General features: G+C 43.4%; 14 protein-coding genes and 1 pseudogene. 13 read left to right on the top strand and 2 right to left on the bottom strand.

Going from position 1 to position 25,508, the window contains the following annotated elements; all coding sequences use genetic code 11:
- From AB4160_RS14845 to AB4160_RS14825, 5 genes are all read left to right on the top strand, one after another.
- On the top strand, positions 1 to 3,609 hold a 3,609-nt coding region (locus AB4160_RS14845; RefSeq protein ID WP_372005303.1), incomplete at its 5' end, for a phosphopantetheine-binding protein.
- On the top strand, positions 3,606 to 5,879 hold the full coding sequence (locus AB4160_RS14840; RefSeq protein WP_372005300.1) for a PfaB family protein: 2,274 nt from the start codon (positions 3,606 to 3,608) through the stop codon (positions 5,877 to 5,879). The genes AB4160_RS14845 and AB4160_RS14840, both read left to right, overlap by 4 nt.
- Before the next feature lie 14 nt (positions 5,880 to 5,893).
- Positions 5,894 to 11,962, top strand: coding sequence for a beta-ketoacyl synthase N-terminal-like domain-containing protein (locus tag AB4160_RS14835; RefSeq protein WP_372005344.1), 6,069 nt, complete (start codon positions 5,894 to 5,896; stop codon positions 11,960 to 11,962).
- Between the two features lie 9 nt (positions 11,963 to 11,971).
- Entirely contained in the window at positions 11,972 to 13,600 is a 1,629-nt protein-coding gene (pfaD, locus tag AB4160_RS14830) for an eicosapentaenoate synthase subunit PfaD (protein WP_102437546.1), read from the top strand.
- A 47-nt stretch (positions 13,601 to 13,647) separates the two neighbouring features.
- Positions 13,648 to 13,905, top strand: coding sequence for a hypothetical protein (locus tag AB4160_RS14825; RefSeq protein WP_076537243.1), 258 nt, complete (start codon positions 13,648 to 13,650; stop codon positions 13,903 to 13,905).
- A 908-nt stretch (positions 13,906 to 14,813) separates the two neighbouring features.
- Here the strand turns inward: AB4160_RS14825 and AB4160_RS14820 are convergent.
- Complete coding sequence (locus tag AB4160_RS14820; RefSeq protein ID WP_102437550.1) at positions 14,814 to 16,517, bottom strand: FAD-dependent oxidoreductase; 1,704 nt, start codon at positions 16,515 to 16,517, stop codon at positions 14,814 to 14,816.
- Between the two features lie 331 nt (positions 16,518 to 16,848).
- Between AB4160_RS14820 and AB4160_RS14815 the strand changes: the two genes are divergently transcribed.
- Complete coding sequence (locus AB4160_RS14815) at positions 16,849 to 17,268, top strand: YeeE/YedE family protein (protein WP_076537249.1); 420 nt, start codon at positions 16,849 to 16,851, stop codon at positions 17,266 to 17,268.
- Complete coding sequence (locus tag AB4160_RS14810; protein ID WP_198589356.1) at positions 17,261 to 17,683, top strand: YeeE/YedE family protein; 423 nt, start codon at positions 17,261 to 17,263, stop codon at positions 17,681 to 17,683. The genes AB4160_RS14815 and AB4160_RS14810 overlap by 8 nt, the downstream gene beginning before the upstream one ends.
- A gap of 135 nt (positions 17,684 to 17,818) precedes the next feature.
- Here the strand turns inward: AB4160_RS14810 and lgt are convergent, their stop codons facing one another.
- A complete protein-coding gene (gene lgt / locus AB4160_RS14805) occupies positions 17,819 to 18,616 on the bottom strand; it encodes a prolipoprotein diacylglyceryl transferase (protein WP_102475714.1) in 798 nt (265 codons plus the stop codon).
- A 280-nt stretch (positions 18,617 to 18,896) separates the two neighbouring features.
- Here lgt and AB4160_RS14800 point away from each other — a divergent pair, with 280 nt between their 5' ends.
- The 6 genes and pseudogenes from AB4160_RS14800 to AB4160_RS14775 all read left to right on the top strand — a co-directional run bounded on the left by AB4160_RS14800 (position 18,897) and on the right by AB4160_RS14775 (position 25,312).
- Positions 18,897 to 19,460, top strand: a complete 564-nt coding sequence (locus AB4160_RS14800; protein ID WP_372005296.1) for a cysteine hydrolase family protein — start codon at positions 18,897 to 18,899, stop codon at positions 19,458 to 19,460.
- Between the two features lie 308 nt (positions 19,461 to 19,768).
- Positions 19,769 to 21,244, top strand: a complete 1,476-nt coding sequence (locus AB4160_RS14795) for a CotH kinase family protein (protein ID WP_102531624.1) — start codon at positions 19,769 to 19,771, stop codon at positions 21,242 to 21,244.
- A gap of 306 nt (positions 21,245 to 21,550) precedes the next feature.
- Complete coding sequence (locus tag AB4160_RS14790) at positions 21,551 to 23,140, top strand: PAS domain-containing methyl-accepting chemotaxis protein (RefSeq protein WP_303410872.1); 1,590 nt, start codon at positions 21,551 to 21,553, stop codon at positions 23,138 to 23,140.
- A gap of 106 nt (positions 23,141 to 23,246) precedes the next feature.
- Positions 23,247 to 24,116 (top strand): DMT family transporter, encoded by an 870-nt coding sequence (locus tag AB4160_RS14785; protein ID WP_102437559.1) that lies wholly within the window; start codon positions 23,247 to 23,249, stop codon positions 24,114 to 24,116.
- Positions 24,117 to 24,320: 204 nt separating this feature from the next.
- A pseudogene (locus AB4160_RS14780) lies at positions 24,321 to 24,515 on the top strand (IS3 family transposase); the annotation flags it as partial.
- A 236-nt stretch (positions 24,516 to 24,751) separates the two neighbouring features.
- Positions 24,752 to 25,312: a CBS domain-containing protein gene (locus AB4160_RS14775; RefSeq protein WP_372005293.1), complete on the top strand. Its 561-nt coding sequence runs from the start codon at positions 24,752 to 24,754 to the stop codon at positions 25,310 to 25,312.
- Positions 25,313 to 25,508 lie beyond the last annotated feature (196 nt).

Below are 25,508 nucleotides of genomic sequence, written 5' to 3'. Positions count from 1 at the left end.
ACCATGCTAGCAGTGGTTGCCGAAAAAACCGGTTACCCAACAGAAATGCTAGAACTTAGCATGGATATGGAAGCAGACTTAGGCATCGACTCAATCAAACGTGTTGAGATTTTAGGCACAGTACAAGATGAACTACCGGGCTTACCTGAACTTAACCCAGAAGATCTAGCTGAGTGTCGTACCCTTGGCGAAATCGTTTCTTATATGAACAGCAAACTGCCAGCCGCAGGCGCTATGAGCTCTGAATCACCAGCGATTTCTGCCGCTGCTGTAGCTTCTGGTTTATCCGCTGAGACAGCCTTGAGCGCCCAACAAATTCAAAGCACTATGATGTCAGTTGTTGCAGAGAAGACTGGTTACCCAACAGAAATGCTAGAACTTAGCATGGATATGGAAGCAGACTTAGGCATCGACTCAATCAAACGTGTAGAAATTTTAGGGACTGTTCAAGATGAGCTACCAGGCTTACCTGAGCTTAACCCAGAAGATTTAGCTGAGTGCCGTACCCTTGGTGAAATCGTTTCTTATATGAACTCTAAGTTACCCGCTGAAGGCTCTAAACTGCCAGCCGTAGGAACTCATACACAAGCCGCTGATGGCTCTCATCCTGCAACAACTGTCGCTTCTGGTTTAAGTGCTGAACAAGTACAAAGCACCATGATGTCAGTGGTTGCTGACAAAACTGGTTACCCAACTGAAATGCTAGAACTTAGCATGGACATGGAAGCAGATCTGGGTATCGATTCTATCAAGCGCGTAGAGATTCTTGGTACGGTACAAGACGAGCTACCAGGCTTACCAGAGCTTAACCCAGAAGATTTAGCTGAGTGTCGCACGCTTGGTGAAATCGTTAGCTACATGAACTCTAAGCTACCCGCTGAAGGCTCTAAGCTATCAGCCGCAGGCGCTATGAACTCTACTGCAGCTACAAACTCTGCCCCACAAGTTGCAGCGACAACAGCATCTGAATTAGCAACAGACTTACCTCCACATCAGGAAGTCGCGCTAAAAAAGCTACCAGCGGCGGATAAGTTAGTTGATGGTTTTTCTAAAGAAGCGTGTATCGTCATCAATGATGATGGTCATAACGCAGGCGTTCTCGCAGAAAAACTCACCGCAACAGGCCTAACCGTCGCCGTTATTCGTAGTCCAGAATCAGTCACTAGCGCACAATCACCGCTAAGCAGTGATATCAAAAGTTACAACCTAACGGCTGTAAATGATGACGCGATTAATGATGTCATTGCACAAATCAGTAAAGCCCATAAAGTGGCTGGTTTTGTTCACCTACAACCACAACTTGCCACTGCGAACAATGTCATGCAGCTAAGTGATGCAGGTTTTGTTGCTGTTGAACAAGCTTTTTTAATGGCTAAGCACCTGCAGAAAAGCTTTACCGAATTAGCAAAAACTGAACGTGTAAGCTTTATGACGGTTAGTCGTATTGATGGTGGTTTTGGTTACTTAAACAGTAATGAACTTGCCACTGCTGAGTTAAATCAAGCAGCGCTTTCAGGTCTAAGCAAAACCCTTAGCCATGAATGGCCAACAGTGTTTTGTCGAGCATTAGATATCGCCCCAAGCTTTGAAGCTGTGGACCTTGCTGATGCCGTTATTGCTGAGTTATTTGATGTTAATGCTGCCAATCAGATTGTTGAGGTAGGTATTAGTAGCGAAGGCCGTCATACATTAACAGCGACCACAACCGCAAAAACGCGCTATCAAACTACTACCCTTGATAGTAATGATACTGTGTTAGTCACAGGCGGTGCTAAGGGGGTTACATTTGAATGTGCGCTTACACTTGCTAAACAGACAAAGTCTCACTTTATCCTTGCAGGCCGTAGCCAACACCTTGGGGCAAACTTGCCAACATGGGCGCAAGGCAAACAAGCTAAAGAATTAAAAGCGGCTGCAATTGGTTTTATTCAATCTCAAGGTAACAAGCCAACGCCAAAACAAATTGACGCGTTAGTATGGCCAATTACCAGTAGTTTAGAAATTGACCGCGCCTTAGCAGCATTCACAGAAGTGGGCGCAAGTGCTGAATATATCAGTATGGATGTCAGCTCAGATGATGCCATTAAGCAATCGCTTTCAGCTTTCAAATCAATTACCGGCATCATTCATGGCGCAGGTGTATTGGCTGATAAGCATATCCAAGACAAAACCTTAGCTGAATTAGGTCGTGTATACGGCACTAAAGTCACCGGCTTTGCAGGTATCATTAATGCCATTGATGCCAGTAAATTAAAGCTGGTTGCTATGTTTTCATCTGCTGCTGGTTTCTACGGCAACACCGGACAAAGTGACTATTCAATGTCCAATGAGATCCTCAATAAAACCGCATTACAACTTGCCAATAACTATCCGCAAGCCAAAGTAATGAGCTTTAACTGGGGCCCTTGGGATGGCGGAATGGTCAGCTCAGCATTGAAGAAGATGTTTGTTGAACGTGGCGTTTACGTTATTCCGTTAGATAAAGGCGCAAACTTATTTGCCCACAGTCTGTTATCTGAAACCGGTGTTCAAATGCTGATTGGTTCGAGCATGCAAGGTTCAGATTCTTCAGCACAAGCAACTGGTTCAGCTGTAAAAAAGCTTAATGCGGACTCTGCGCTAAATGCTGAGAGTTCGCTGACATTATCTTTTTTAAATACTGTATCTAACAGTGCAACTGCAGCAGATAAGCCTCGCAGCTTATCTGTTGTAAGAGTACTTAATCCGGTTGCAATGCCCTTCATTGAAGATCATTGCATCGCGGGTAATCCAGTACTGCCGACAGTGTGCGCCATACAATGGATGCGTGAAACAGCGCAAAAGCTATGTGGTTTACCTGTAAGCACCAAAGATTATAAGTTACTTAAAGGAATTATTTTTGAGTCGGCCCAGCCACAAGAGTTAACTCTGCAGTTAACTGAAACCGCTGAAGGCTTAAAAGCATTGATTTCTAGCCGGGTACTTGACGGTAACAGTGATGCTAACGCGTTATTAAGACCGCAATACCAAGCGAACTTAATCGTCAACAGTGCATTACTTAATGAAGTTGCCACTACAGCAACCGATAAAATGGCTCACTTAGCGTCAATCATTGATAAGGTTAAAAACAACAAGGCCATTAGTACTGACAGTGAACTTTATTCAAACGGCAGCTTATTTCATGGCCCACGTTTACAAGGGATCAAGCAAGTATTGGTTGCAAATGATAGCCAGCTTATTTGTAAAGTGACCTTACCAGAAATTGAACAAACTGATTGTTTAGGTTTTGAAGCGCAACTTGAAATCGGTGGTAGTCAGGCATTTGCAGAAGATCTACTGCTACAAGCAATGCTAGTGTGGGCGCGAAAAAAGCATGACGCAGCAAGTTTGCCATCAACCATTGGTGAGCTAACCACTTATGCGCCATTTGCATCAAATGACCAAGGTTATTTAGTGCTTAATGTCGTAAAAAGTACTAGTCGCTCTTTGACTGCTGACATTGCGCTTTACCATGAAGATGGTCGCTTAAGTTGCACCATGACAGCGGCAAAAACAACCATTAGCAAAAGCTTGAATGAGGCTTTTTTAGCCCCGGCTAAAGCACTTGCTGATTTGCAGGAGTCGGTGTGAGCAATCAATCAACTTCTGTGATGTCAAAGCCTGAGCCAACAAAAGTTGCATCAGTAAAAAGCATGCGCATCGCCTTAAAACTGATTGCCAATGATGCTGCATCATTGGCGCAAGCTGCTAATGGAGCTAATGGTTCCTTGCATGCAAATAACAATGCATTTGCTGCTATCAAACCTTGTTCATTGGCTGAAACATTAGGCGCGACAGCCATCCAGCTTGAAATTGATGTGTCGTCATTAGATGGCACATCAACTACCGCCACAAACTTAAACATGAGTTTTCGCGACTATTTAGCTCAAGCGATTGAACGTATTGAGCAACAACAAACGGTATTGCTAAGCCATCCAGCTTTGCCATATAGCTTGTTAATGATGCCAGCCATTGTTGCAGCAAAACATCGGTGTCATCCCCATGCCTATTTAACCGGTATGGGCGAAGGCCACGAGTTAGCAGATGCCGTGCAACAAGCATTAACGCAAGCCAAACGGGCTCATGTTAGTCCAACCCAAATCGATGCGACTCATTGCACTAGCTATAAAGATAAGTTTTTTGAACTGATTCAGTTGATTGGCCACCTTGCGACTCGTAGCTTACCGACTGAAAACAACAGTGAGAATAACAGTAAGGGTAAACAGTATTGGTTTAGTGAGATGCACCAAAGCCGTGTGGCCAGTTTCAATTTTATTGAAGCCGAGCTACAACACGCGGTGGTATTCGTTCAGGGAACTGAACTTGCTCAGGCAAGCTCATTACTGGATAACACTAGGTTGTTTTTCCCAATATCTGCCAACACTGTCTCAGGTATACAGCAGCAGCTAACCCAGTTACAAAGCCAGTTAAACGCTATTTCTAGTTCTAGCGCCAGTACAGCAACCAATGTGAACCACAGCACGCTGTTAGCATTGATGTTGAACAATCTACACGCGTTTGATCACCAAGCAGCTAAAGCTGCGGTGATCATGGCCAATTCAATTGAAAGTGCATGCACCGAAATTGACGCCATGTTGGCGATGCTTAGCTCATCAACATCTGAGGCAGCTGCAAACGCTTCATCGGACATTGAATACAAGACCCCATCTGGTAGTTGTTTGATGCTTACGGCCAATGAGCCATTGGGCACGAATGGTCTTTGTTTCGTCTACCCGGGTGTCGGCACCGTATACCCACAGATGTTCAGTCAACTGCCGCGCTTCTTCCCTGATTTATATGCTCAGTTAGAACGAGATGGTGATGTAAAAGCCATGCTGCAAGCAGATAGCATTTATGCTGACAACGCTAAAGTCACTGATATGAGTTTGGGTGAGCTTGCAATTGCAGGTGTTGGTGCAAGTTATATCTTAACCAAAGTGCTTAGCGAATTTTTTAATGTAAAACCTAACTTTGCCATGGGTTACTCCATGGGCGAAGCGGCGATGTGGGCAAGTCTTGGTATTTGGAAGCATCCCCACAGTATGATTGAGGCAACTCAAACCAGTTCTATTTTCACTACCGATATTTCAGGTCGTTTAGATTGTGTGCGCAAGGCATGGCAGTTGAACCAAGCTGACGATATTGTGTGGAATAGTTTTGTTGTTAGAGCAACCCCAGCCGATATTGAAGCGGTTTTAACCCAATATCCTCGTTGTTACCTCGCTATCATTCAAGGTGATACTTGCGTGCTGGCAGGATGTGAAGCCAGTTGTAAAGCGCTGCTAAAACAAATCGGCAAACGCGGCATTGCAGCAAATCGCGTGACCGCAATGCATACTGCGCCAGCCATGCTAATTCATCGCGAAGTGGCTCAATTCTATCAACAAGCGCTTCACCACAATGAGCAGCTTGAACAAACTGCACAGATAAAATTTATCAGCGCAGCAAGTTCACAACCGATTAATGTCAGCAGCCTTGATATTGCAACCTCAATCGCTGACACCTTTTGTCAGCCGCTTAACTTTACTGAGTTGGTTAACAACGCACGTAAATTAGGCGCGAAACTTTTTGTTGAAATCGGCGCCGATCGCCAAACAACCACCTTGATTGATAAAATTGCTCGCACAAGTCCTACAGTTTCAGAGCCTTGCCAAGCCATTGCCGTCAATGCCAAAGGTGGAGACGATCAAACTGCGCTGCTTAAATGTATTGCCCAGCTTATCAGCCACAAAGCACCTGTTTCGCTGACCTGCCTTACACAAGGGTTAGCGAATTTGTTGGCTAGCACACTTAAGTTTGAAGTGAACAATATTCAAGCGGATGCTACTTTAGCCCCACAATTAGAAGGAGAACAATCTTGAGTTCTCAATCGAATATGAAAAATATTGCCTCTAGCGATGCTAATAAAAATAACGCTGGCAGCGTCCCTAAAATCGCAGTCGTCGGCTTAGCCACCCAATATCCTGACGCTGACACGCCGGTTAAATTTTGGCAAAACCTGCTGGATAAAAAAGATTCTCGTAGCACCATTAGCAGTCAAAAACTGAACGCTAATCCGGCCGATTATCAGGGTGTACAAGGTGAGTCAGACCGTTTTTATTGCGACAAAGGCGGCTACATTCAAAACTTCAGTTTCAATGCTGAAGGATACCGCATTCCAGCGCAGCAATTTAGCGGCTTAGACGACAGCTTTTTATGGGCTACCGATACTGCCCGTAAAGCACTGGTTGATGCCGGCGTAGATATTAATAACGCTGAGCACAATCTAACGCTTAATCGCACCGGTATTGTCATGGGAACCTTGTCGTTCCCAACCGCAAAATCAAATGAATTATTTGTACCGCTATATCACAGCGCAGTTGAAAAAGCCTTGCAGCATAAATTGCAGCAACCCAACTTCAATTTACAATCATTTGATAGTGAAGGCTTTAATCAACAACCAATCCCAGCATCACTGTCAAATGGTGCCATTGCCCATAACGCGTCCAAACTGGTTGCTGATGCACTGGGTTTAGGCGCGGCGCAATTAAGCCTTGATGCAGCCTGTGCTAGTTCAGTTTACTCGTTGAAACTTGCCTGTGATTACTTACATACTGGTAAAGCTGACATGATGTTAGCGGGCGCTGTATCAGGTGCTGACCCATTCTTTATTAATATGGGTTTTTCCATATTCCACGCTTACCCAGATCATGGTATTTCAGCGCCTTTTGATAGTAATTCAAAAGGTCTGTTTGCTGGTGAAGGTGCTGGCGTATTAGTACTAAAACGCCTTGAAGATGCAGAGCGTGATGGTGACCATATATACGCTTTAGTGAGCGGTATTGGATTATCTAATGACGGTAAAGGTCAATTTGTACTAAGCCCAAATAGCGACGGCCAGGTAAAAGCCTTTGAACGTGCTTATGCTGATGCAGCGATGCATGATGAAAGCTTTGGCCCTGCCAATATTGAAGTGATTGAGTGCCATGCAACAGGAACCCCACTAGGTGATAAAGTTGAACTGACCTCAATGGAGCGCTTCTTTGAAGATAAGCTTAATGGCACTAATACGCCGTTAATTGGTTCGGCTAAATCAAATCTAGGTCACTTATTAACGGCTGCCGGTATGCCAGGGATCATGAAAATGATTTTTGCCATGCGCCAAGGCGTGTTACCACCGAGTATCAATGTCAGCGCCCCCATCAATTCACCAAACAGTACTTTTGGTAACACTAACTTGCCAAGTGATGTACTGCCTTGGCCTGATAAGGCAGGGAATAATGCTCGCCATGCGGGAGTCTCGGTATTTGGATTTGGTGGTTGTAACGCGCATTTATTAATTGAGTCTTATCAAGGTAAAGCTCAAACGATTGATTCGAAGACTAATGCTTCTACGACTCAAGCTTCTACAATCAATGCCCAAGCGCCAATGCACATTACCGGTATGGCGGCTCATTTCGGGCCACTATCAAGTATTAATGCCTTTGCTAAAGCGATTGATGCTAAACAATCGGCATTTACAGCCCTGCCTGAACAACGTTGGAAAGGCTTAGATAAACACCCAGAATTATTATCACAGTTTGGTATTAACCTTGAAGGTGAAGCGGCGCCAAAAGGTGCGTACATCAATCAGTTTGATTTTGACTTCTTGCGCTTCAAAGTGCCGCCAAATGAAGATGACCGCTTAATCTCGCAACAACTGCTATTAATGAAAGTCGCAGATGAAGCCATTCATGACGCCAAGCTTGAATCAGGCAGTAAGGTTGCAGTGCTTGTCGCCATGGAAACAGAGCTTGAATTACATCAATTCCGTGGCCGTGTTAACTTGCATACGCAAATAGCGGCAAGTCTTAAAGCTCATGGCGTTAACTTGTCAGAGTCTGAATACCAAGCCCTTGAAACCATTGCGATGGATAGCGTGTTAGATGCGGCGAAGTTAAATCAATATACCAGTTTCATTGGTAATATTATGGCATCGCGCATCTCATCACTTTGGGACTTCAATGGCCCTGCTTTCACGATTTCTGCCGGTGAGCAATCGGTTAACCGCTGTATTGATGTGGCGCAAAATCTACTGGCGATGGAATCTCGCCAAGAGCCTTTGGATGCAGTGATTATTGCTGCAGTAGACTTATCAGGTAGCATTGAGAATATCGTCCTAAAGACAGCCTCGCTTGCTCAAGCTAGTGCCAGTAAGCAGAACTTATCAATTGGTGAAGGTGCTGGCGCAATCGTATTACAAGCCGCTACAGCAAATGCTTCCAATGTGGACTTGATCCATCAAGCCCTAGGCGCGCTTTCTGATCAAGATATGACTGATTCAGATATAAATGCATCTGGCTTTGCTGGCAGTTACGGCACCATTGAAAGCCTTGAATTTGGTTATAGTGAACAAATCGGCTCAATCGCTGATACCTTGCTGACTCAAACTGGATTAAGTAGTACGGATATTAAATTAGTAGAATTAAACCAAGCACCTGCTTGTTTAAACACGTCAAGCATCAAGGCTTCGCAAGCCTTATCGCAGTTGTTTAGCCAGTCCCTAAGCACTACTGCTCAATCTTGTATTGGCCATACCTTTGCTGCATCTGGAATCGCCAGTTTATTACATGGTTTGTTAGCACTGCCTAAGTCTTTTGCTCTCAATAACGCAGCAGAGCCTCAACATGCAATCATAGCCACATTGAGTGAAAACCAATGTTCACAGCTATTGCTGAGTCAAACTTCACAGCAACAAGGTGCGAGTCAGCAGCGTTTAGACATCGATATCCAGCAGCAAACAGCCAAGAAGCTCAGCTTAGTTAAGCAAGTTAGCCTTGGTGGCCGCGATATTTACCAACATATTGTCGATGCGCCACTGGCTGAGATTAATAGCATCCGAGCTAAAACAGCCCAAATAAAACCCTTAGCGTCTGCTGCTGTCACAGCAATGACGAGCCGAGGACATTTTGAAGCACCTCAAATGAGTGAGCAGCAAAATACTTCAACGACTAAACAAGCGATGGTGAATTCACCATCAACAATAATAGAGTCCCCTATGCCGTTTTCAGATCGTTCTACCCAGTTCAGTCCTGCTAAACAGGAACCTGCATCTTCAGTGCAAACACCTTCGCTTGCACAAGCTCAAGCACAAGTTCCGCCAGCACATCTAACGGCTTTTGAACAAAACCAGTGGTTAGCACATCAAGCGCAACTGGCATTCTTAAAAAGCCGTAATGAAGGTTTGAAAGTGGCTGATGCACTGATGAAGCAGCAACTTGCGCAGGCCAATGGTCAGTCGTACGCTTTACCAGTACAAAGCGCCCCGACTCAAGCAGTAAACGTGCTAGCTCAGCCAGTTGCAGTCGCAGTCGCGCCGACACTGCGCCCAAATCATGCCAGTGTGCCACCTTATATCGCGCCTATCCCTGCGGATAAGCCATGTATCTGGAATTATGCTGATTTAGTTGAATACGCTGAAGGCGACATCGCCAAGGTATTTGGTCCTGATTACGCTGTTATTGATAACTACTCACGCCGCGTACGCCTGCCTACCACTGATTACTTATTGGTCTCGCGCGTCACTAAATTAGATGCCACCATGAACCAATATAAGCCATGTTCAATGACCACTGAATATGATATCCCAGTTGATGCGCCCTATTTAGTTGATGGCCAAATACCTTGGGCTGTCGCGGTTGAATCAGGTCAATGTGACTTAATGCTGATCAGTTACTTGGGTATTGATTTTGAAAACAAAGGTGAGCGCGTTTATCGTTTACTTGATTGTACGCTGACCTTTTTAGAAGACTTACCTCGCGGTGGCGACACACTGCGTTATGACATTAAGATTAATAATTTCGCTAAAAATGGCGACACCTTATTATTCTTCTTCTCTTACGAGTGTTTTGTTGGCGATAAGATGATCCTGAAAATGGATGGTGGTTGTGCTGGATTCTTCACTGACCAAGAACTTGATGATGGTAAAGGCGTCATTCGCACCGAAGATGAAATTAAACTGCGTGAAGATGCGTTTAACAACCCGAATAAGCCACGTTTTGAGCCATTATTGCATTGCGCTCAAACCCAGTTTGATTATGGTCAAATCCATAACTTACTGCACGCTGACATCGGCGGTTGTTTTGCGGGTGAGCATCAAAACCATCAACTTGCTTCAGGTAAGCAAGATTCATTATGCTTCGCCTCTGAAAAATTCTTAATGATTGAGCAAGTTGGCAATCTGGATGTTCATGGCGGCGCATGGGGCTTAGGCTTCATTGAAGGTCATAAAACACTGGCACCTGATCACTGGTATTTCCCGTGTCACTTTAAGGGCGACCAAGTCATGGCTGGCTCACTAATGGCTGAAGGTTGTGGTCAATTACTGCAGTTCTTCATGCTGCATATTGGTATGCACACCTTAGTTGAAAATGGTCGTTTCCAGCCACTTGAAAATGCCTCGCAAAAAGTGCGTTGTCGTGGTCAAGTTCTGCCACAACACGGTGAACTGACTTACCGCATGGAAGTGACTGAGATTGGTATTCACCCTCGCCCATATGCCAAAGCCAATATTGATATTTTGCTTAACGGTAAAGCTGTGGTTGATTTCCAAAATCTGGGTGTGATGCTTAAAGAAGAGAGCGAGTGCGCGCGATATATTAACGATACTGTTATTAACGACACTGCGACTGTTTCGAGTACTGAGACGAGTAAAGCTAGCGGCCAAGCATCAAAAAATGCACCGTTAATGTCACAAATACCTGACCTATCTGCAGCAACCAATAAAGGCGTTATTCCGCTGCAACATGTTGAAGCGCCGCTTATTCCTGATTACCCAAACCGCAGCCCTGATACGCTACCATTTACGCCATACCACATGTTCGAATTTGCAACCGGCAACATTGAAAACTGTTTTGGCCCAGACTTCAGCATTTACCGCGGCTTTATACCACCACGTACCCCATGTGGCGATTTGCAGCTCACTACGCGAGTGGTCGATATTCAAGGTAAACGTGGCGAACTTAAAAAGCCGTCATCGTGTATCGCTGAATACGAAGTGCCTGCAGACGCTTGGTACTTTACAAAAAACAGCCACGCTTCAGTGATGCCTTACTCGGTATTAATGGAAATTTCTCTGCAACCTAACGGCTTTATCTCAGGCTATATGGGCACCACACTAGGTTTCCCGGGCCAAGAGTTATTCTTCCGTAACCTAGATGGTAGCGGTGAGCTATTACGTGATGTTGATTTACGCGGTAAAACTATCGTCAATGACTCAAAGTTATTATCCACCGTGATTGCAGGTAGTAACATCATTCAAAGCTTTACCTTTGAATTAAGTGTTGATGGCGAGCCATTTTATAAAGGCAGCGCAGTATTTGGTTACTTTAAAGGCGACGCCCTTAAAAACCAATTAGGGATTGATAACGGCCGTATTACTCATCCTTGGCATATTGATAATAATGTCGCCGCTGATATTACTGTCGATTTACTCGATAAGCAGTCGCGGGTATTCCACGCCCCTGCTAACCAGCCACATTATCGCTTAGCTGGCGGTCAGCTTAACTTTATCGACAAAGCTGAAATCGTTGATAAAGGCGGTAAAAATGGTCTAGGTTACCTATCGGGTTCACGCACCATTGACCCAAGCGATTGGTTCTTCCAGTTCCATTTTCATCAAGATCCGGTTATGCCTGGCTCATTAGGCGTTGAAGCTATTATCGAGTTAATGCAAACTTACGCCATCAGTAAAGACTTAGGTAAAGGCTTTACCAATCCGAAGTTTGGCCAGATTTTATCTGACATAAAGTGGAAGTATCGCGGTCAAATTAACCCGCTGAACAAGCAAATGTCATTAGACGTGCATATCAGCGCCGTGAAAGATGAAAACGGCAAGCGCATCATTATTGGTGACGCAAACTTAAGCAAAGATGGCTTAAGAATTTACGAAGTAAAAGATATCGCAATCTGTATCGAAGAGGCATAAGGATTAATAATGACAATTAGCACTCAAAACGAAAAGCTATCTCCATGGCCTTGGCAAGTTGCCCCAAGTGATGCCAGCTTTGACCCTGCCGCTATCGGTAATAAATTAAAAGAGCTTTCCCAAGCTTGTTACTTGGTGAGCCATCCTGAAAAAGGCTTAGGGGTTTCTCAAAAAGCCCAAGTGGTCACAGAAAGCATTAGCAGCGGCCAAGACTTACCTGTCAGCGCTTTTGCACCCGCACTTGGCACCCAGAGCTTAGGCGATAGTAACTTCCGCCGTGTACACGGGGTTAAATACGCATACTATGCTGGCGCAATGGCTAATGGTATATCATCTGAAGAATTAGTTATCGCCCTCGGTCAAGCGGGCATCTTATGTTCGTTTGGCGCTGCGGGCTTAATTCCTTCACGGGTAGAGCAAGCCATTAACCGCATTCAAGCGGCGCTGCCAAACGGCCCATACATGTTTAACTTAATTCACAGCCCAAGCGAGCCAGCCCTTGAGCGTGGTAGCGTTGAGTTATTTTTAAAACATAAAGTACGCACCGTTGAAGCATCGGCTTTCTTAGGCTTAACACCGCAAATTGTTTACTACCGCGCGGCAGGTTTAAGCCGTGATGCTAGCGGCAATGTGGTTGTTGCTAACAAAGTTATCGCCAAAGTGAGCCGCACCGAAGTCGCGATTAAGTTCATGCAACCTGCGCCAGTTAAAATACTGCAAAAATTGGTTGATGAAGGCTTAATCACCCCCGAGCAAATGGAGCTAGCTCAGCTTGTTCCTATGGCTGATGATATTACTGCAGAAGCTGACTCTGGCGGTCATACCGATAACCGACCTTTAGTGACGTTACTGCCGACTATCTTGGCCTTAAAAGACAAGGTACAAGCTGAATACAACTACAACCCGCCTATTCGTGTCGGTTGTGGTGGCGGCGTGGGTACCCCTGATGCCGCGCTGGCGACCTTCAATATGGGCGCAGCTTATATTGTTACCGGCTCTATCAACCAAGCGTGTGTTGAAGCAGGCGCCAGTGAACATACTCGTAAACTGCTTGCCACCACTGAAATGGCTGACGTGACCATGGCACCCGCTGCGGACATGTTCGAAATGGGCGTGAAACTGCAAGTGGTTAAACGCGGCACGTTATTCCCGATGCGCGCGAACAAGCTTTATGAGATTTATAGCCGTTATGAGTCAATTGAAGCGATTCCAGCAGAGGAGCGTGAAAAACTTGAAAAACAAGTATTCCGTTCAAGCCTTGATGAGATTTGGGCAGGAACAGTGGCGCATTTTAACGAACGCGATCCTAAGCAAATCGAACGCGCACAAGGTAATCCAAAACGTAAAATGGCGCTTATTTTCCGTTGGTACCTTGGCCTTTCAAGTCGCTGGTCGAATTCAGGTGAAGTTGGCCGTGAAATGGATTACCAAATTTGGGCAGGTCCAGCACTTGGCGCGTTCAATGAATGGGCAAAAGGCAGCTATTTAGATGATTATACCCAGCGAAATGCGGTAGACTTAGCAAAACACTTGATGCACGGCGCAGCTTATCAAGCACGTATTAATCTACTGACCGCCCAAGGCGTAGCAATACCAGTAGCATTACAACGTTGGAGCCCGCTTGATCAGGTCAAGTGATTAAGTGCTGTAATCAAGCTAAGACAATTTTCATATAGGTAGCGGTAATGAGCGAAACACAAAAACTGGATTTTTCAGCGGTAAATGGCACCACACAAGAGTCATTTAACCAACAAAAGAACTTGATAAAGCGCATGCTGAAAGGCAACAGCGCAGAATGCAGTGAATGTAAAAAACCGCTCACGCTGCAATTGCCGCCTAATACTAAAAAGGCGAAGCCGACAGACAAAGCACCAGGAATATATTGTGCCAAAGGTTGTACTGATATAGAACTGGATATGGAAGCAGTGGCGTTGTTGAAATAACCTTTAGTTATTTCGGGTTTAAAGCTAAAAAGAAAAGGCATCGAAAGATGCCTTTTTTGTTGGTTTTTTTAGGTTTTAACATCTGGCTGGAGTTGGGGATTGCATTTAAGCCCCAATTACCTGCCGTAGGGGCAGTATAAGATACAAATATCACGATCACATGGATGTGAAAGGTCAACCTTTCGTGTAAGCACAGCTGTGACATTTGTGTATTCATATCCATCAAATGACGAATCTAAGGCTGTAGTCCATTCGCTTATAATAATTAACTTTATTAAAAGCCATGATTTGAAGTAACTGATAATTGTCAAAAACGCACAATTATCCTTGTTGTTTAAATTAATGTTTTAAAAATTCAATGTGATTTAAGTACAGTATTCAACACTATTTTATGTTGCTGTGGGTGTACTTTATTAATAAAAAAAATAGATTCGCAAGCGTGACAACATAGCTTATCCCACTCTTTATACTTAAAGTTTCTTTCCCAAAAAGTACGATGAATCTTATAAAAAACGGTTTCTTCTTTACAGCATGGACATAACTTTGAGTAATTCATCATGTTTACCTAAGGTTTAAAAGTATGTAGCCACCTCCTTGTTCTCAAAGTACTTTCACCATGGGGTGTCGCAGTTATTATCTTCTAGGCTCACATACATTATTTAGCTTGCTACAGCTATAAGCCGTAACCTACAGCCTTAAAAATAAGCTAATTCAGCTTACAAGTGGTAAATTTAAATGATTAAGTTGAATTTCAATACTAAAGTTTTAGCCATTGAATTACTGAGCACAATAACTAATTAGAAATAAAAGCATATTCAACTTATCTCAGGACGGGACAGTTAACTTAAAAAAAAGCCTGCAAATTACTGCAGGCTTTTTTAATAACAACTAAAAATTAAAAAAAGCTTTTATGCTTTAGCAAACTTATAGGTGCGGTAACCGCCGATAAGGTTTCGGGCTTTAAAGCCGTTATTCACCAGCTGACGATAAGCGACGTTACCGCGCAGGCCTACTTGACAATAAATGACGATTTCTTTGTCTTTTGGTAATTCGCTCATGCGTTGACGCAGTTGATCTACAGGGATATTAATCGCGCCAGCGATACAGCCACCCGCTTCAAGCTCGCCTGGGTTACGGACATCTAACAAGAGTTGATCTGCCGATAAATCATCCATTTCTTCAAAATGTATCGCGCTTGCATCACCTTTGATAAGGTTATTGGCTACAAATGCCGCTTGGTTGATGACATCTTTAGCGCTGCCATAAGGCGGTGCATAGGTCAGTTCAAGGTCTTGTAGCTGTTCAACTGTCATACCGGCACGTTGGGCAACCGCCATCACATCAATACGTTTATCGACCCCATCTTTGCCCACTGCTTGAGCGCCAAAAATCTTGCCTGTTTTAGGGTCAAATAGCATTTTAAACGAGACAATTTCTGCGCCTGGGTAGTAGCTTGCATGGCTTGCGGTATGCACATACACTTTTTGGTATTCAACGCCATCACGCTTTAATTGCTTTTCATTTTGACCTGTTGAAGCAACTGCAAGGTCAAAAATCTTACAAATTGCGGTGCCTTGTGTACCCTTATAGGTTTCATTGCGGCCAAGCATATTATCTGCTGCCATACGCCCTTGGCGGTTAGCTGGCCCTGCTAGCGGCACTAAGGTTTGCTTACCAGTCACAAAGTCTTTGTCTTCTACTGCATCACCAACGGCATAAATATCTGGATCACTGGTTTGCATGTTTTCATTGGTATAAATACCGCCTAAATCGCCAATTTTTAAACCCGCTTCTTTAGCAAGTTTGGTTTCAGGTCGAACACCAATGGCCATAATAAGAATATCAGTCTCTAAGGACTCACCATTATTAAGGCTAAGGCTTAACTTACCTTGCTTGTGTTGGTGGGCTTCATTTTCGCCCGACTCAATACTTAAGATATGATCGCAAGGAGTAAACTCAACAGCTTCAAGTGCTACTCCAAGTTTTAAATCCACACCTTGCTGGCGAATTTCAGCATGAGCAAATCCTGCCATTTCACGATCAACAGGAGTCATCACCTGCTCGGCCATTTCAATTAAAGTGGTTTTTATCCCTAGTTGATGAAACGCTTCCATCATTTCTAACCCAATAAAGCCACCGCCAACCACTGTTGCGTGCTCGGGTTTATTGGTTTTGATGGTATTAAGAATGCGATCCATATCTGGGATATTGCGTAACGAGTGCGTCAGCGGATTATCAATGCCAGCAATAGGCGGAACAATGGGGCCAGCACCTGGGCTAAGTAACAGCTTGTCATAAGTTTCAGTGTATTCATTGCCACTGATCAAATCTTTTACCGTGACCGACTTAGTTACGCTATTGATTGCAGTTACTTCATTCATGACGCGAACATCAACGTTAAAGCGTGCCAAGAAACTTTCTGGCGTTTGTAGCAATAGCTTGCTTCTATCTTTGATGTCACCACCAATATGGTAAGGCAAACCACAGTTGGCGAACGATACGAACTCGCCTCGTTCAAACATGATGATTTCAGCATCTTCACTAAGACGACGAGCACGCGCTGCAGCTGATCCGCCACCCGCTACACCACCGATAATTAAAATTTTTGACATGACTCTCTCCCGTTACAACCGATTGCTGAACTGAAATAACTGTAATGGCAACTTAGTGTTTTGCGACGATGTCGTCTGCCATACTTTTTATTCATCGTTCTATATAGTCCACATATTGAATAAAACACATTATCCATAAGTTTTTTCTAATGCACAACTAGTTAAACAAAATTTCATAAGATTAGATTTTATTAATATACCCGCTCTTGTATACTGCCCTAAAACCTTGCTTTAACAATGGCTTGTGTGAAATTAATGCTGCGTGATAGCGTTAATTGTTACCACACTGACAATTAGGTGTTACAGCCGTTAAATTATATTGGAGTGTTGAATGACAGAATTCACCCCTTGGAGTGCCTTATTTGGCGGAATGCTATTAGGCCTTTCGGTAACCATGCTCATGCTATTGAGTGGCAAAACAGCCGGGATCAGTGGCATTTTAGGCGGCATTTTTGGCGCTAACAACAAAGACAGAGCATGGCGAGTGGCTTTTGTTATCGCCATGGCTGCCAGTTTATTGTTTGACCCTTTAATGGGCCTTCACACTGCCGCTTTACCTGACTATTCATTAACTTGGTTATTGGTTGGCGGGTTAGCTGTCGGTATTGGTACCCAACTCGCTAATGGCTGCACTAGCGGCCATGGTATTTGCGGCATAGGTCGCCTATCAATGCGCTCAATGATTGCCACTGTGATATTTATGTTAAGTGCGGCGTTAGTGGTGTGGTTGTCTGGAGGTGTGCATGTTTAAGGTCTTAGTAGGGTTAATCACCGGGCTGTTATTTGGCTTAGGTATGAATATTTCGCAAATGGTAAACCCTTACAAGGTGCTTAATTTTTTGGATGTCACCGGCAATTGGGATGGCAGCTTAGCGTTTGTTATTGGTGGCGCACTATTGGTATTTTTGCCAAGTTATCATTTTTTAATCAAACCCCGTACTCATGCCGTTAATGGCGATGAAATGCCAACGACGCCACAGGGGCTTACACCTAAGTTAATTATTGGCTCAGTTATTTTTGGTCTTGGCTGGGGAATGGTAGGCATTTGCCCAGGACCTGCGGTGGCAAGTTTGTTACGCGGTGAGTCGGCGATTTACTGGTTCATGGCCAGTATGCTGCTTGGCTACTACGGGAGTAAAAAGATCTCTTGGCCAATGAAAAGCTAGTCCCCTTAAGAAACGCAGTAGGACCTTGCGCGATTAAGCTCAAGTGAGCGCTTAGCATTTTGCAGCACCAAAATATCTATCCCTTTTTGAAAAATGCCAGCGATATAATCGCTGGCATTTTTTTATCGCTTAAAGCTAACTGACTGAAGCATCTGGCAGCTTTTTCATATAAGCCATAACCACTAACCCTAGCCCCAATAGCACAAATGGCACGCTAAGCATTTGCCCTACGCTCATACTCCAATCTTGGGCAAAGTCAGCCTGTCTTACTTTTACAAATTCAATTAAATAACGTGAGCCATAAACCAACGCTAGAAATAGCCCTAATAATGCCCCTTGTTTTTGTTTCATCTCAGTAAAGCGATATAGCAGCCACATTAGAATAAATAGCCCTAAATAGGTGATTGCTTCATATAATTGCGCCGGATGACGTGGCAGCATATCAATACGCTGAAAAATTATTCCCCAAGGCTTATCTGTTGGCACCCCGACAATTTCTGAATTGGTAAAATTAGCCATACGGACAAAAAAGCAGAAAATCCCCGTAGCAATGGCAATGCGATCCATCAAGAATAAAAACGGTAACTGCACCTTGCGTTTATAAAGGTACATGGCTAATAACACGCCGACCGTGCCGCCGTGACTGGCAAGCCCGCCTTTCCAAATGGCAAATATTTTTAAGGGGTTGGCAAAGTAATAGCCTGGCTCATAAAATAACACGTGCCCTAATCGCGCCCCCACAACAATGCCAACCACGCAATATATGACTAAATCATCCAGTGACTCGAGATCAAGCTCTTCAAGCACATAAATACGCCTCATAACCAAAAAACCACTGATAATGGCGGTGGCAAACAACACGCCATACCAATGTATTTTTAGCCCCATAAACGACAACATAACAGGGTCTAAATTCCAAACTATATGCTCCAAAATCGATGCTCCATATCGGATTGAACAATAAATATGCTAACAAGAGTATTACGTGCTTCTAGGTGGTAATTCAAGCAGTTATTATTCATGGCTTTGAGTTAGCAGCAAAATCATCCTTATCCCAAGTAAAGTTATTTTCCGTTACTGCTGTCATTTATCACCAAAAACCAACGATACTGCCGACTCAGAAATGCTAGCCCTTGTCCGTTAAGCTATGATGGTATATTGGGTGTATTGATCCTCGTCAGTCAAAGCCGCTTAACAACTAGGAGCTATCGTTATGAGTATTACCACCATTGATGCCCAAACAGCCTTGATCGTAATCGATTTACAACAAGGTCTGGTGACCTTAGATACTTGCCACCCCATCCAAGAAGTCATCGAGAATAGTTGTAAGTTAGTGTCGTTATTTCGCTATGCCAGTTTGCCCATTGTATTAGTTAATGTTGATGGCATCGCTCCTGGGCGCACCGAACAAGTCAGAGTGCAGCAACAAAAACCAGAAAATTGGAGCCACTTGATTGATGAGTTACAACCTCAGCAAGAGGATTTACAGTTAACCAAAAACACTTGGGGCGCTTTTGCTTCAACTGAGCTGCATAAGTACTTAGCATCATTAAAAGTCACCCAAGTAGTCATTAGTGGTATCGCCACCAGCATGGGGGTGGAATCAACCGCAAGACAAGCATTTGCGCTGGGCTACAATGTCACCATCGCTACAGATGCCATTACTGATTTTAATATGGATGTTCATAACAATAGCGTTAACTCTATATTCCCAAAGCTGGCTGAAACCGGTACCACTGCAGATATTGTCGCTAGAGTTTCTACTGACCACGCCTAGTCTTAACTGACCACGTATAGTCTTAACTGACAACGAGTAAGCACTAGGTTAATAATACAGTCCCATCGTTTTAACCGCTTTCAGCCCCCTAAATCCATAGTTGATTGCAGCGATTGACTGCACCGCTTAACTAACGACCTATCAAAATGGTGCCATCAAGGCGGTTCAATCAAGACAGTTCAATAAAACTACTGCTTTGTTCCACCCTTTCTGCACCAGTTCTGCACTTTAATTGATTACCCTAACCTGACAATAACCTTGTATTCCGTTCATTTACCAAAAAATAGCGTCATTATCAGGAGTTTCTTATGCTCAACATTGCTTGCTTTTCATCGACTCGATTAACCGGGATCCCCTTACAGTTTTTATTACTCGCAAGCCTTAGCTGTGGTTTATTACTTTCAGGTTGCAGCGGTAACGACGAAACCACAGAGCCCGAAGACACCACACCTGAAACTGGCATTATCATTCCAGAAGAGGATTACAGTGACACAGATTTTGAGACCATTGATTGGACTGATGAGACTCACAGTAAAAATGTCGATCCTAATTTTGAAGAAGTATTCAGTGATACTGAAGTCAAACGCTTAGATTTTGTGGTTACCGAAGACCGCTGGAATAGCATGCTCGATGATATGACGAACACCTACGGCAGTTTTGGCACATCTTCAGGTTCTAATAGTCTTCTAGATAGCGATGAAAACCCAATAATGGTGCCTGCGGATATCTATTATGAAGGCAAGCAATGGTATCGCGTTGGGATCCGCTTTAAAGGTAACTCGTCGTTGCAATCAAGCTGGCAGAACGGCGTGCTTAAGTTGTCGTTTAAGTTAGATTTTGATGAATTTGAAGATGATTACCCCCAAATCGATAACCAACGCTTTTATGGTTTCAAAAAGTTAAGCCTGAAAAATAACTATGATGATGAGTCACTTTTACGTGAAAAAGTCGCTGCTGATGTCTTTAAAGATGCGGGCCTTGCAGTATCACATACCGCTTTTTACACCTTGTATGTTGATCATGGTGACGGCCCTGAATATTTTGGCTTATATACGCTGGTTGAAGAAGTCGACGATACTGTGATTGATAGCCAGTTTGCTAGCGATGATGGCAACCTATATAAACCAGAAGATGATGGTGCCATGTTTATTGAAGGCACATTTAGCCAAGACAACTTTGAGAAGAAAACCAATGAAGATGATGAGGATTGGTCAGATATTTTAGCTCTTTTTGACGCCTTACATGACGATACTGCCAGCACTGACCCACAAACCTGGCGCGCAAACCTTGAAGCGGTATTTGATGTGGATGTGTTCCTTAAGTATTTAGCCGTAAACGGGGTGATTCAAAACTGGGACACCTATGGCCTAATGCCGCATAATTTTTACTTATACAACGACCCAGATACCGCAAAACTCACCTGGATCCCATGGGACAATAATGAAGCCTTACAAGATGGCAAAATGGGCGGCGCTCTAGCGTTAGATTTTGCCGATATTAATTCAAACAGCTGGCCACTGATTGCTAAAATTTATGCCGATGACACTTATCGCGATACCTATAACCAATATTTACTCACTGTAATTAATGATGCCTATGAAACGAATAAAATGCAGGCGATCTACAACAGTTACTCAGCATTAATTGAGCCATATGCCACCACTGAATTGTCAGGTTATTCATTCTTAGAAAGCTCAAGTGACTTCTATCGCGCTATTGATGAGTTAATCGAACATGCAGAAAATCGCACTGAGGCCGTGGTTGATTATCTTGATAAGCAATAGTGATTTATGAAGCTTTAAATTGTTAATCTATTTATTGCAAAATTCGGTCTAAGCAACAAATTAGGGAATGACAAAAGACCTGAGGAAAGTAATTCCCCCTTTTGGCTGCTTAGCTGTTTTATCTCACTTGGTCATTTTGCCCTTGTAATAATAAGACACGGTGAAACAGATTAATTTTAAAGTTAACATATTGAAATGCTAATATTTAAATCTTAACAATAGATCATAAATACTTGACCGCTATCAATTTATCCATAATGCAGCTCAGGCAAAATGTAGCCACTTTTATATCCTCTAATGGTTACCATGCGTATAAATCAACCTATTATAAATAGTGAGCGAGCACTCACCAATAACTGCATTCTGTTGTCGACCACCGACCTTAAAGGAAACATTAAATACGCCAATCAAGAGTTCATCAACATCTCAGAATTTAGCGCAGATGAATTACATGGGCAGCCCCATAATATTGTTCGCCATCCAGATATGCCGCCCCAAGCATTCGAGTCTATGTGGCAATGTATTAACTCCGGAAAACCTTGGGTTGGTATCGTCAAAAACCGTACTAAAAGCGGTAAATACTACTGGGTTAATGCCTATATCTCGCCAGTATATGAAAATGGTGAAATACATGAATTTCAGTCGATTCGTCGTAAAGCAACCAAAGCCCAAATTGCGACTGCAGAAAAGGTTTATCAGCAACTCAATGATGGCATAGCGCCAAAAGAACTCGCTAGTCCCATCATGAGTTTTGTCGGCAAGCTAAGTTTATGGGCAATGTTTATCTTGTTAATCAGCACAATTGCCACCAGCATGATTTCAACTCCAGCCCTTAGCATTGCGGCCGCGACAATCTGCACTATTGTCGCAGCACTAGGCATAAACTACCTTTGCCAACCCTTGAAAGCGTTAATGGTTAAAGCCACTACCATCATTGACGACCCCATTGCCTGCGGCATTTTAACCGGTAGCCAAACTGACATAAGCAAAATCGATTTAGCATTAAATTACTTAATCACTGAAACCGGTGGCGTCGTTGGCCGCATGGCTGATTCAGCCACATCAATTAGTGAACAAAGTGAGCAACTTAATCAGACTATTATTGATACGCGTGAGCGTGCTCAAAGCCAATGCCAGCAAACTACTCAGGTCGCCACAGCCATGGAGGAAATGACCACCAGCTTTACTGAAGTCAGTGATAACACCAATAACACAGCTCAAGAAATTACCCGTAGTCATAACGCTTCCACATTAGGTCAGGAACGTATGGTGAATGTAGTTGCTGCCATTAGTAAGTTAAGACAAGAAGTGACCCATTTCTCAACCATTGTTGAATCAATTGAACATGACAGCCATGCTATTTCAGCAGTACTTAGTGAGATAAAAGGCATTGCTGAGCAAACTAATTTGTTGGCGCTTAACGCCGCCATTGAAGCCGCCCGAGCGGGGGAATCTGGTCGAGGTTTTGCCGTAGTGGCTGATGAGGTGCGTCAATTGTCGATGCGAACCACTGAGTCCACCACTCAAATTGGTAGCATTGTGAGCAATTTTCAGCAAAGTACCCAAAGCGCAGCTAAAGCTATGGATGCAGGTCAGGCACAAGCGGATCTTTCAGTGAAATTAGCAGAGGATGCCGATAGCGCTTTTGATCAGTTACGCGCCTCGTTAGATAATATTCAGGCGATGGCAGAAATGAATGCCACCGCCATGAGCCAACAAGCCTCGGTAGCCGAAGATATCAGTCAATCCATCGTGGTGATTAATGAGTTATCCAATACCAGCTTAGCGCAAACAGACCAAGCTAAAATCAAATGTGAGCAAATGACTCGTTTATCCAATAAAACGGCCAACTTGTCGAAGCAGTTTTGGCAACAAAGCGTTCAAAGGGAGCATTAATTCCCATAGAGCAAAGTCGCTATTTAAAAAGCACGATGTGAAAAAGTCGCTAGAATTAACACTAAAGGGTCGAGTTTTCGCCCCTTTTTTCATTTAAGGTTTACATATGTTTAAGTCGGCGCGTCCCCATATCCAAATGCTATTTTTCACCTTCATCATTGCGATGACTTTTCCTGTAGGCAAGCAATTAATGCTTGAGGTTCCACCAATGATTGCCACTTGGCTTAGATACGTTATTGCTGCCTCATTATTTGTGGTCCTATTAATTGTTACTCGGCGCTTTAATTTACCTAGCGCTAAAAGCCTATTGCGTTATGCCTTAGTATCCTTGCCCGCACTGGGTTATTTTTCTGCCATGTTTAGTGCCTTAACTAAAACCTCGGCCTTTGCCACCAGTGCACTCTCCACTGCGCTGCCGTTAATTACGGCTGTATTAACCATGCTAATTTATAGAAAGGTGGGTAAGTTAAGCCATTGGTTAGCACTTATTGTCGGCTTTAGTGCGTCACTTTTTTTAGTCCTGCAGCAATCGAATGCTAACTTGGATTTTGAATGGAACACAGGTTACAGTCTGTTTATGCTGGGCTGCATTGCTATGGCAGCTAATCCTCTGGTCATAAAAGCCTGCTATCGCCAAGAGAACTTTATGGTATTTACTGGCTGGAGCCTAATCGCTGCCGCGATTATATTATCGGTTTGTTTAACCCCACAGATAATCGACTTCAACTGGCAACAGGTCTCTGGCAATGCTTGGTTGGCGTGCTTATACCTTGCTGTTTTTGCCACTGCGATTAGCTTTTTCCTGTTTCAAAAAGCCAGTGTAAAATTAGCACCGCAACAAGTTTCAGCTTATATTTTTCTAATCCCGGTGTTTGTATTAATGACAGGTGGCAATATCGATGTTAACTGGATTTATACAACCATTGCCATGCTACTGCTTAGTGCGGCAATGTATTTACTGATGCGAAAGCAATAAGGCATCTTTATAGCGCTATTCGCGTTAAGTGTTGGCCTTAGGTCGTAGCACATTCCAACGTAGCTGTTTTTAGGTTTGTAAAAATGCCTGTGTTGTATTTCTGTGTCGCCATACTTTGTTGATAGCCGTTGTCTTGCAACAGCAGCACTTAGTTTGTGGAGTGGAGTCAGTAGTGTCATAGCTAATTTGGCCACCTAGTTAGAGATGATATCATCACCTCATAAGTTAACAGGTGACACTATGAGCAACGTACAAGAAGACTTTTTCGCGCAGGGTTCAAACTTGAATCTTCTCAATTTAGTGCTAGCTCAAAATTACTCAATTGTTGAAGCTGCTCAAACCATGAGTGTAGGCAAGCCAACCATGGATAAATGGATTCGTCAATTTAGAGAGGTTCGACATTAACACAAGTAGGCACACACCACACATAAAACTCACAACCACAACAATGGCTTAACCAATATTAAATGTCATTCATGTACTTGCCTTACATGTTTAAGCAGCGCTATTCTTACTGCCTAAGGTTATGGTTTTTTTGATGCCCCTCAATTTTAAACGTCGCACCAATCCTGAAAGTTAGCCAACGCTATATTCAGTTACCAGATCTACTTATTTTAATGTAACGGAGTTAGCCAATGAGAAATTTACAACTATTCAGCACCGCATCTGTCGATCACTTACTATGGTCAACCAAAGTTCAAGTTGCACATATGGACTCACCTGCATTAGATATTTTTACTGACTTTGATGTTGCCCGTCCAATCGTAGTTGATGCGTCAACCACTGCGGTAGGCACAGGTAAAATCATGGAAAAAACCCATGCTTATATGCGACTTGTTATTGATAAGGATGATAAATTCCTTGGTGTGGTTACCATGCAAGAGCTCTCACATCATAATTTATTAATGACAGCGAAAAAGCTAGAACACAACATTGATGAAGTGCTAGTGACTGATGTCATGGTAAAAAGAGAAGATCTTCAAGCGTTTGACTACGATCAAATTTCTACCGCTAAAGTCAGCGATGTGGTACGTATTTTAAAAGAAAATAGTCTACACCATATGCTGGTGATTGATCACGAACAGGATCATATTCGCGGTATCATTGCTGCCAGTGACTTAGCCAGAAAACTCAGTGTGCCTATTGAAATTCATCAACGCCCTTCATTTAGCCACATTTTTAACACTGCCGGCTAGAGAAATCTGCAGTGAATTAACTCTGAGAATGATACAAATTCAATCTATAAGCCTTACTTCAAAGGCTTATAGATTTATCATTCTAGATTCATATATTCAGATTAACCAAAATTGTACTTATACCATCGCCCAAACCGTATCCAGTCAACTTAGTGAACTACCCCGCAACTTTCGCTTCGCTCGGATCACGGGGATC

This window comes from Shewanella sp. 10N.286.51.B8 (assembly GCF_041469325.1).
In the GTDB taxonomy this organism is placed as follows: Bacteria; Pseudomonadota; Gammaproteobacteria; order Enterobacterales; family Shewanellaceae; genus Shewanella.
Note: the sequence above shows the minus strand (reverse complement) of the source record. Positions and strands in the feature narration are given on the sequence as shown.

Coding starts and splice junctions, on each gene's coding strand:
- AB4160_RS14800 (WP_372005296.1), top strand. CDS start 18,897: ATGAGTATTACCACCATTGATGCCCAAACAGCCTTGATCGTAATCGAT.
- AB4160_RS14820 (WP_102437550.1), bottom strand. CDS start 16,517: ATGTCAAAAATTTTAATTATCGGTGGTGTAGCGGGTGGCGGATCAGCT.
- AB4160_RS14825 (WP_076537243.1), top strand. CDS start 13,648: ATGAGCGAAACACAAAAACTGGATTTTTCAGCGGTAAATGGCACCACA.
- AB4160_RS14810 (WP_198589356.1), top strand. CDS start 17,261: ATGTTTAAGGTCTTAGTAGGGTTAATCACCGGGCTGTTATTTGGCTTA.
- AB4160_RS14785 (WP_102437559.1), top strand. CDS start 23,247: ATGTTTAAGTCGGCGCGTCCCCATATCCAAATGCTATTTTTCACCTTC.
- AB4160_RS14795 (WP_102531624.1), top strand. CDS start 19,769: ATGCTCAACATTGCTTGCTTTTCATCGACTCGATTAACCGGGATCCCC.
- AB4160_RS14775 (WP_372005293.1), top strand. CDS start 24,752: ATGAGAAATTTACAACTATTCAGCACCGCATCTGTCGATCACTTACTA.
- AB4160_RS14815 (WP_076537249.1), top strand. CDS start 16,849: ATGACAGAATTCACCCCTTGGAGTGCCTTATTTGGCGGAATGCTATTA.
- pfaD (WP_102437546.1), top strand. CDS start 11,972: ATGACAATTAGCACTCAAAACGAAAAGCTATCTCCATGGCCTTGGCAA.
- AB4160_RS14790 (WP_303410872.1), top strand. CDS start 21,551: ATGCGTATAAATCAACCTATTATAAATAGTGAGCGAGCACTCACCAAT.
- AB4160_RS14835 (WP_372005344.1), top strand. CDS start 5,894: ATGAAAAATATTGCCTCTAGCGATGCTAATAAAAATAACGCTGGCAGC.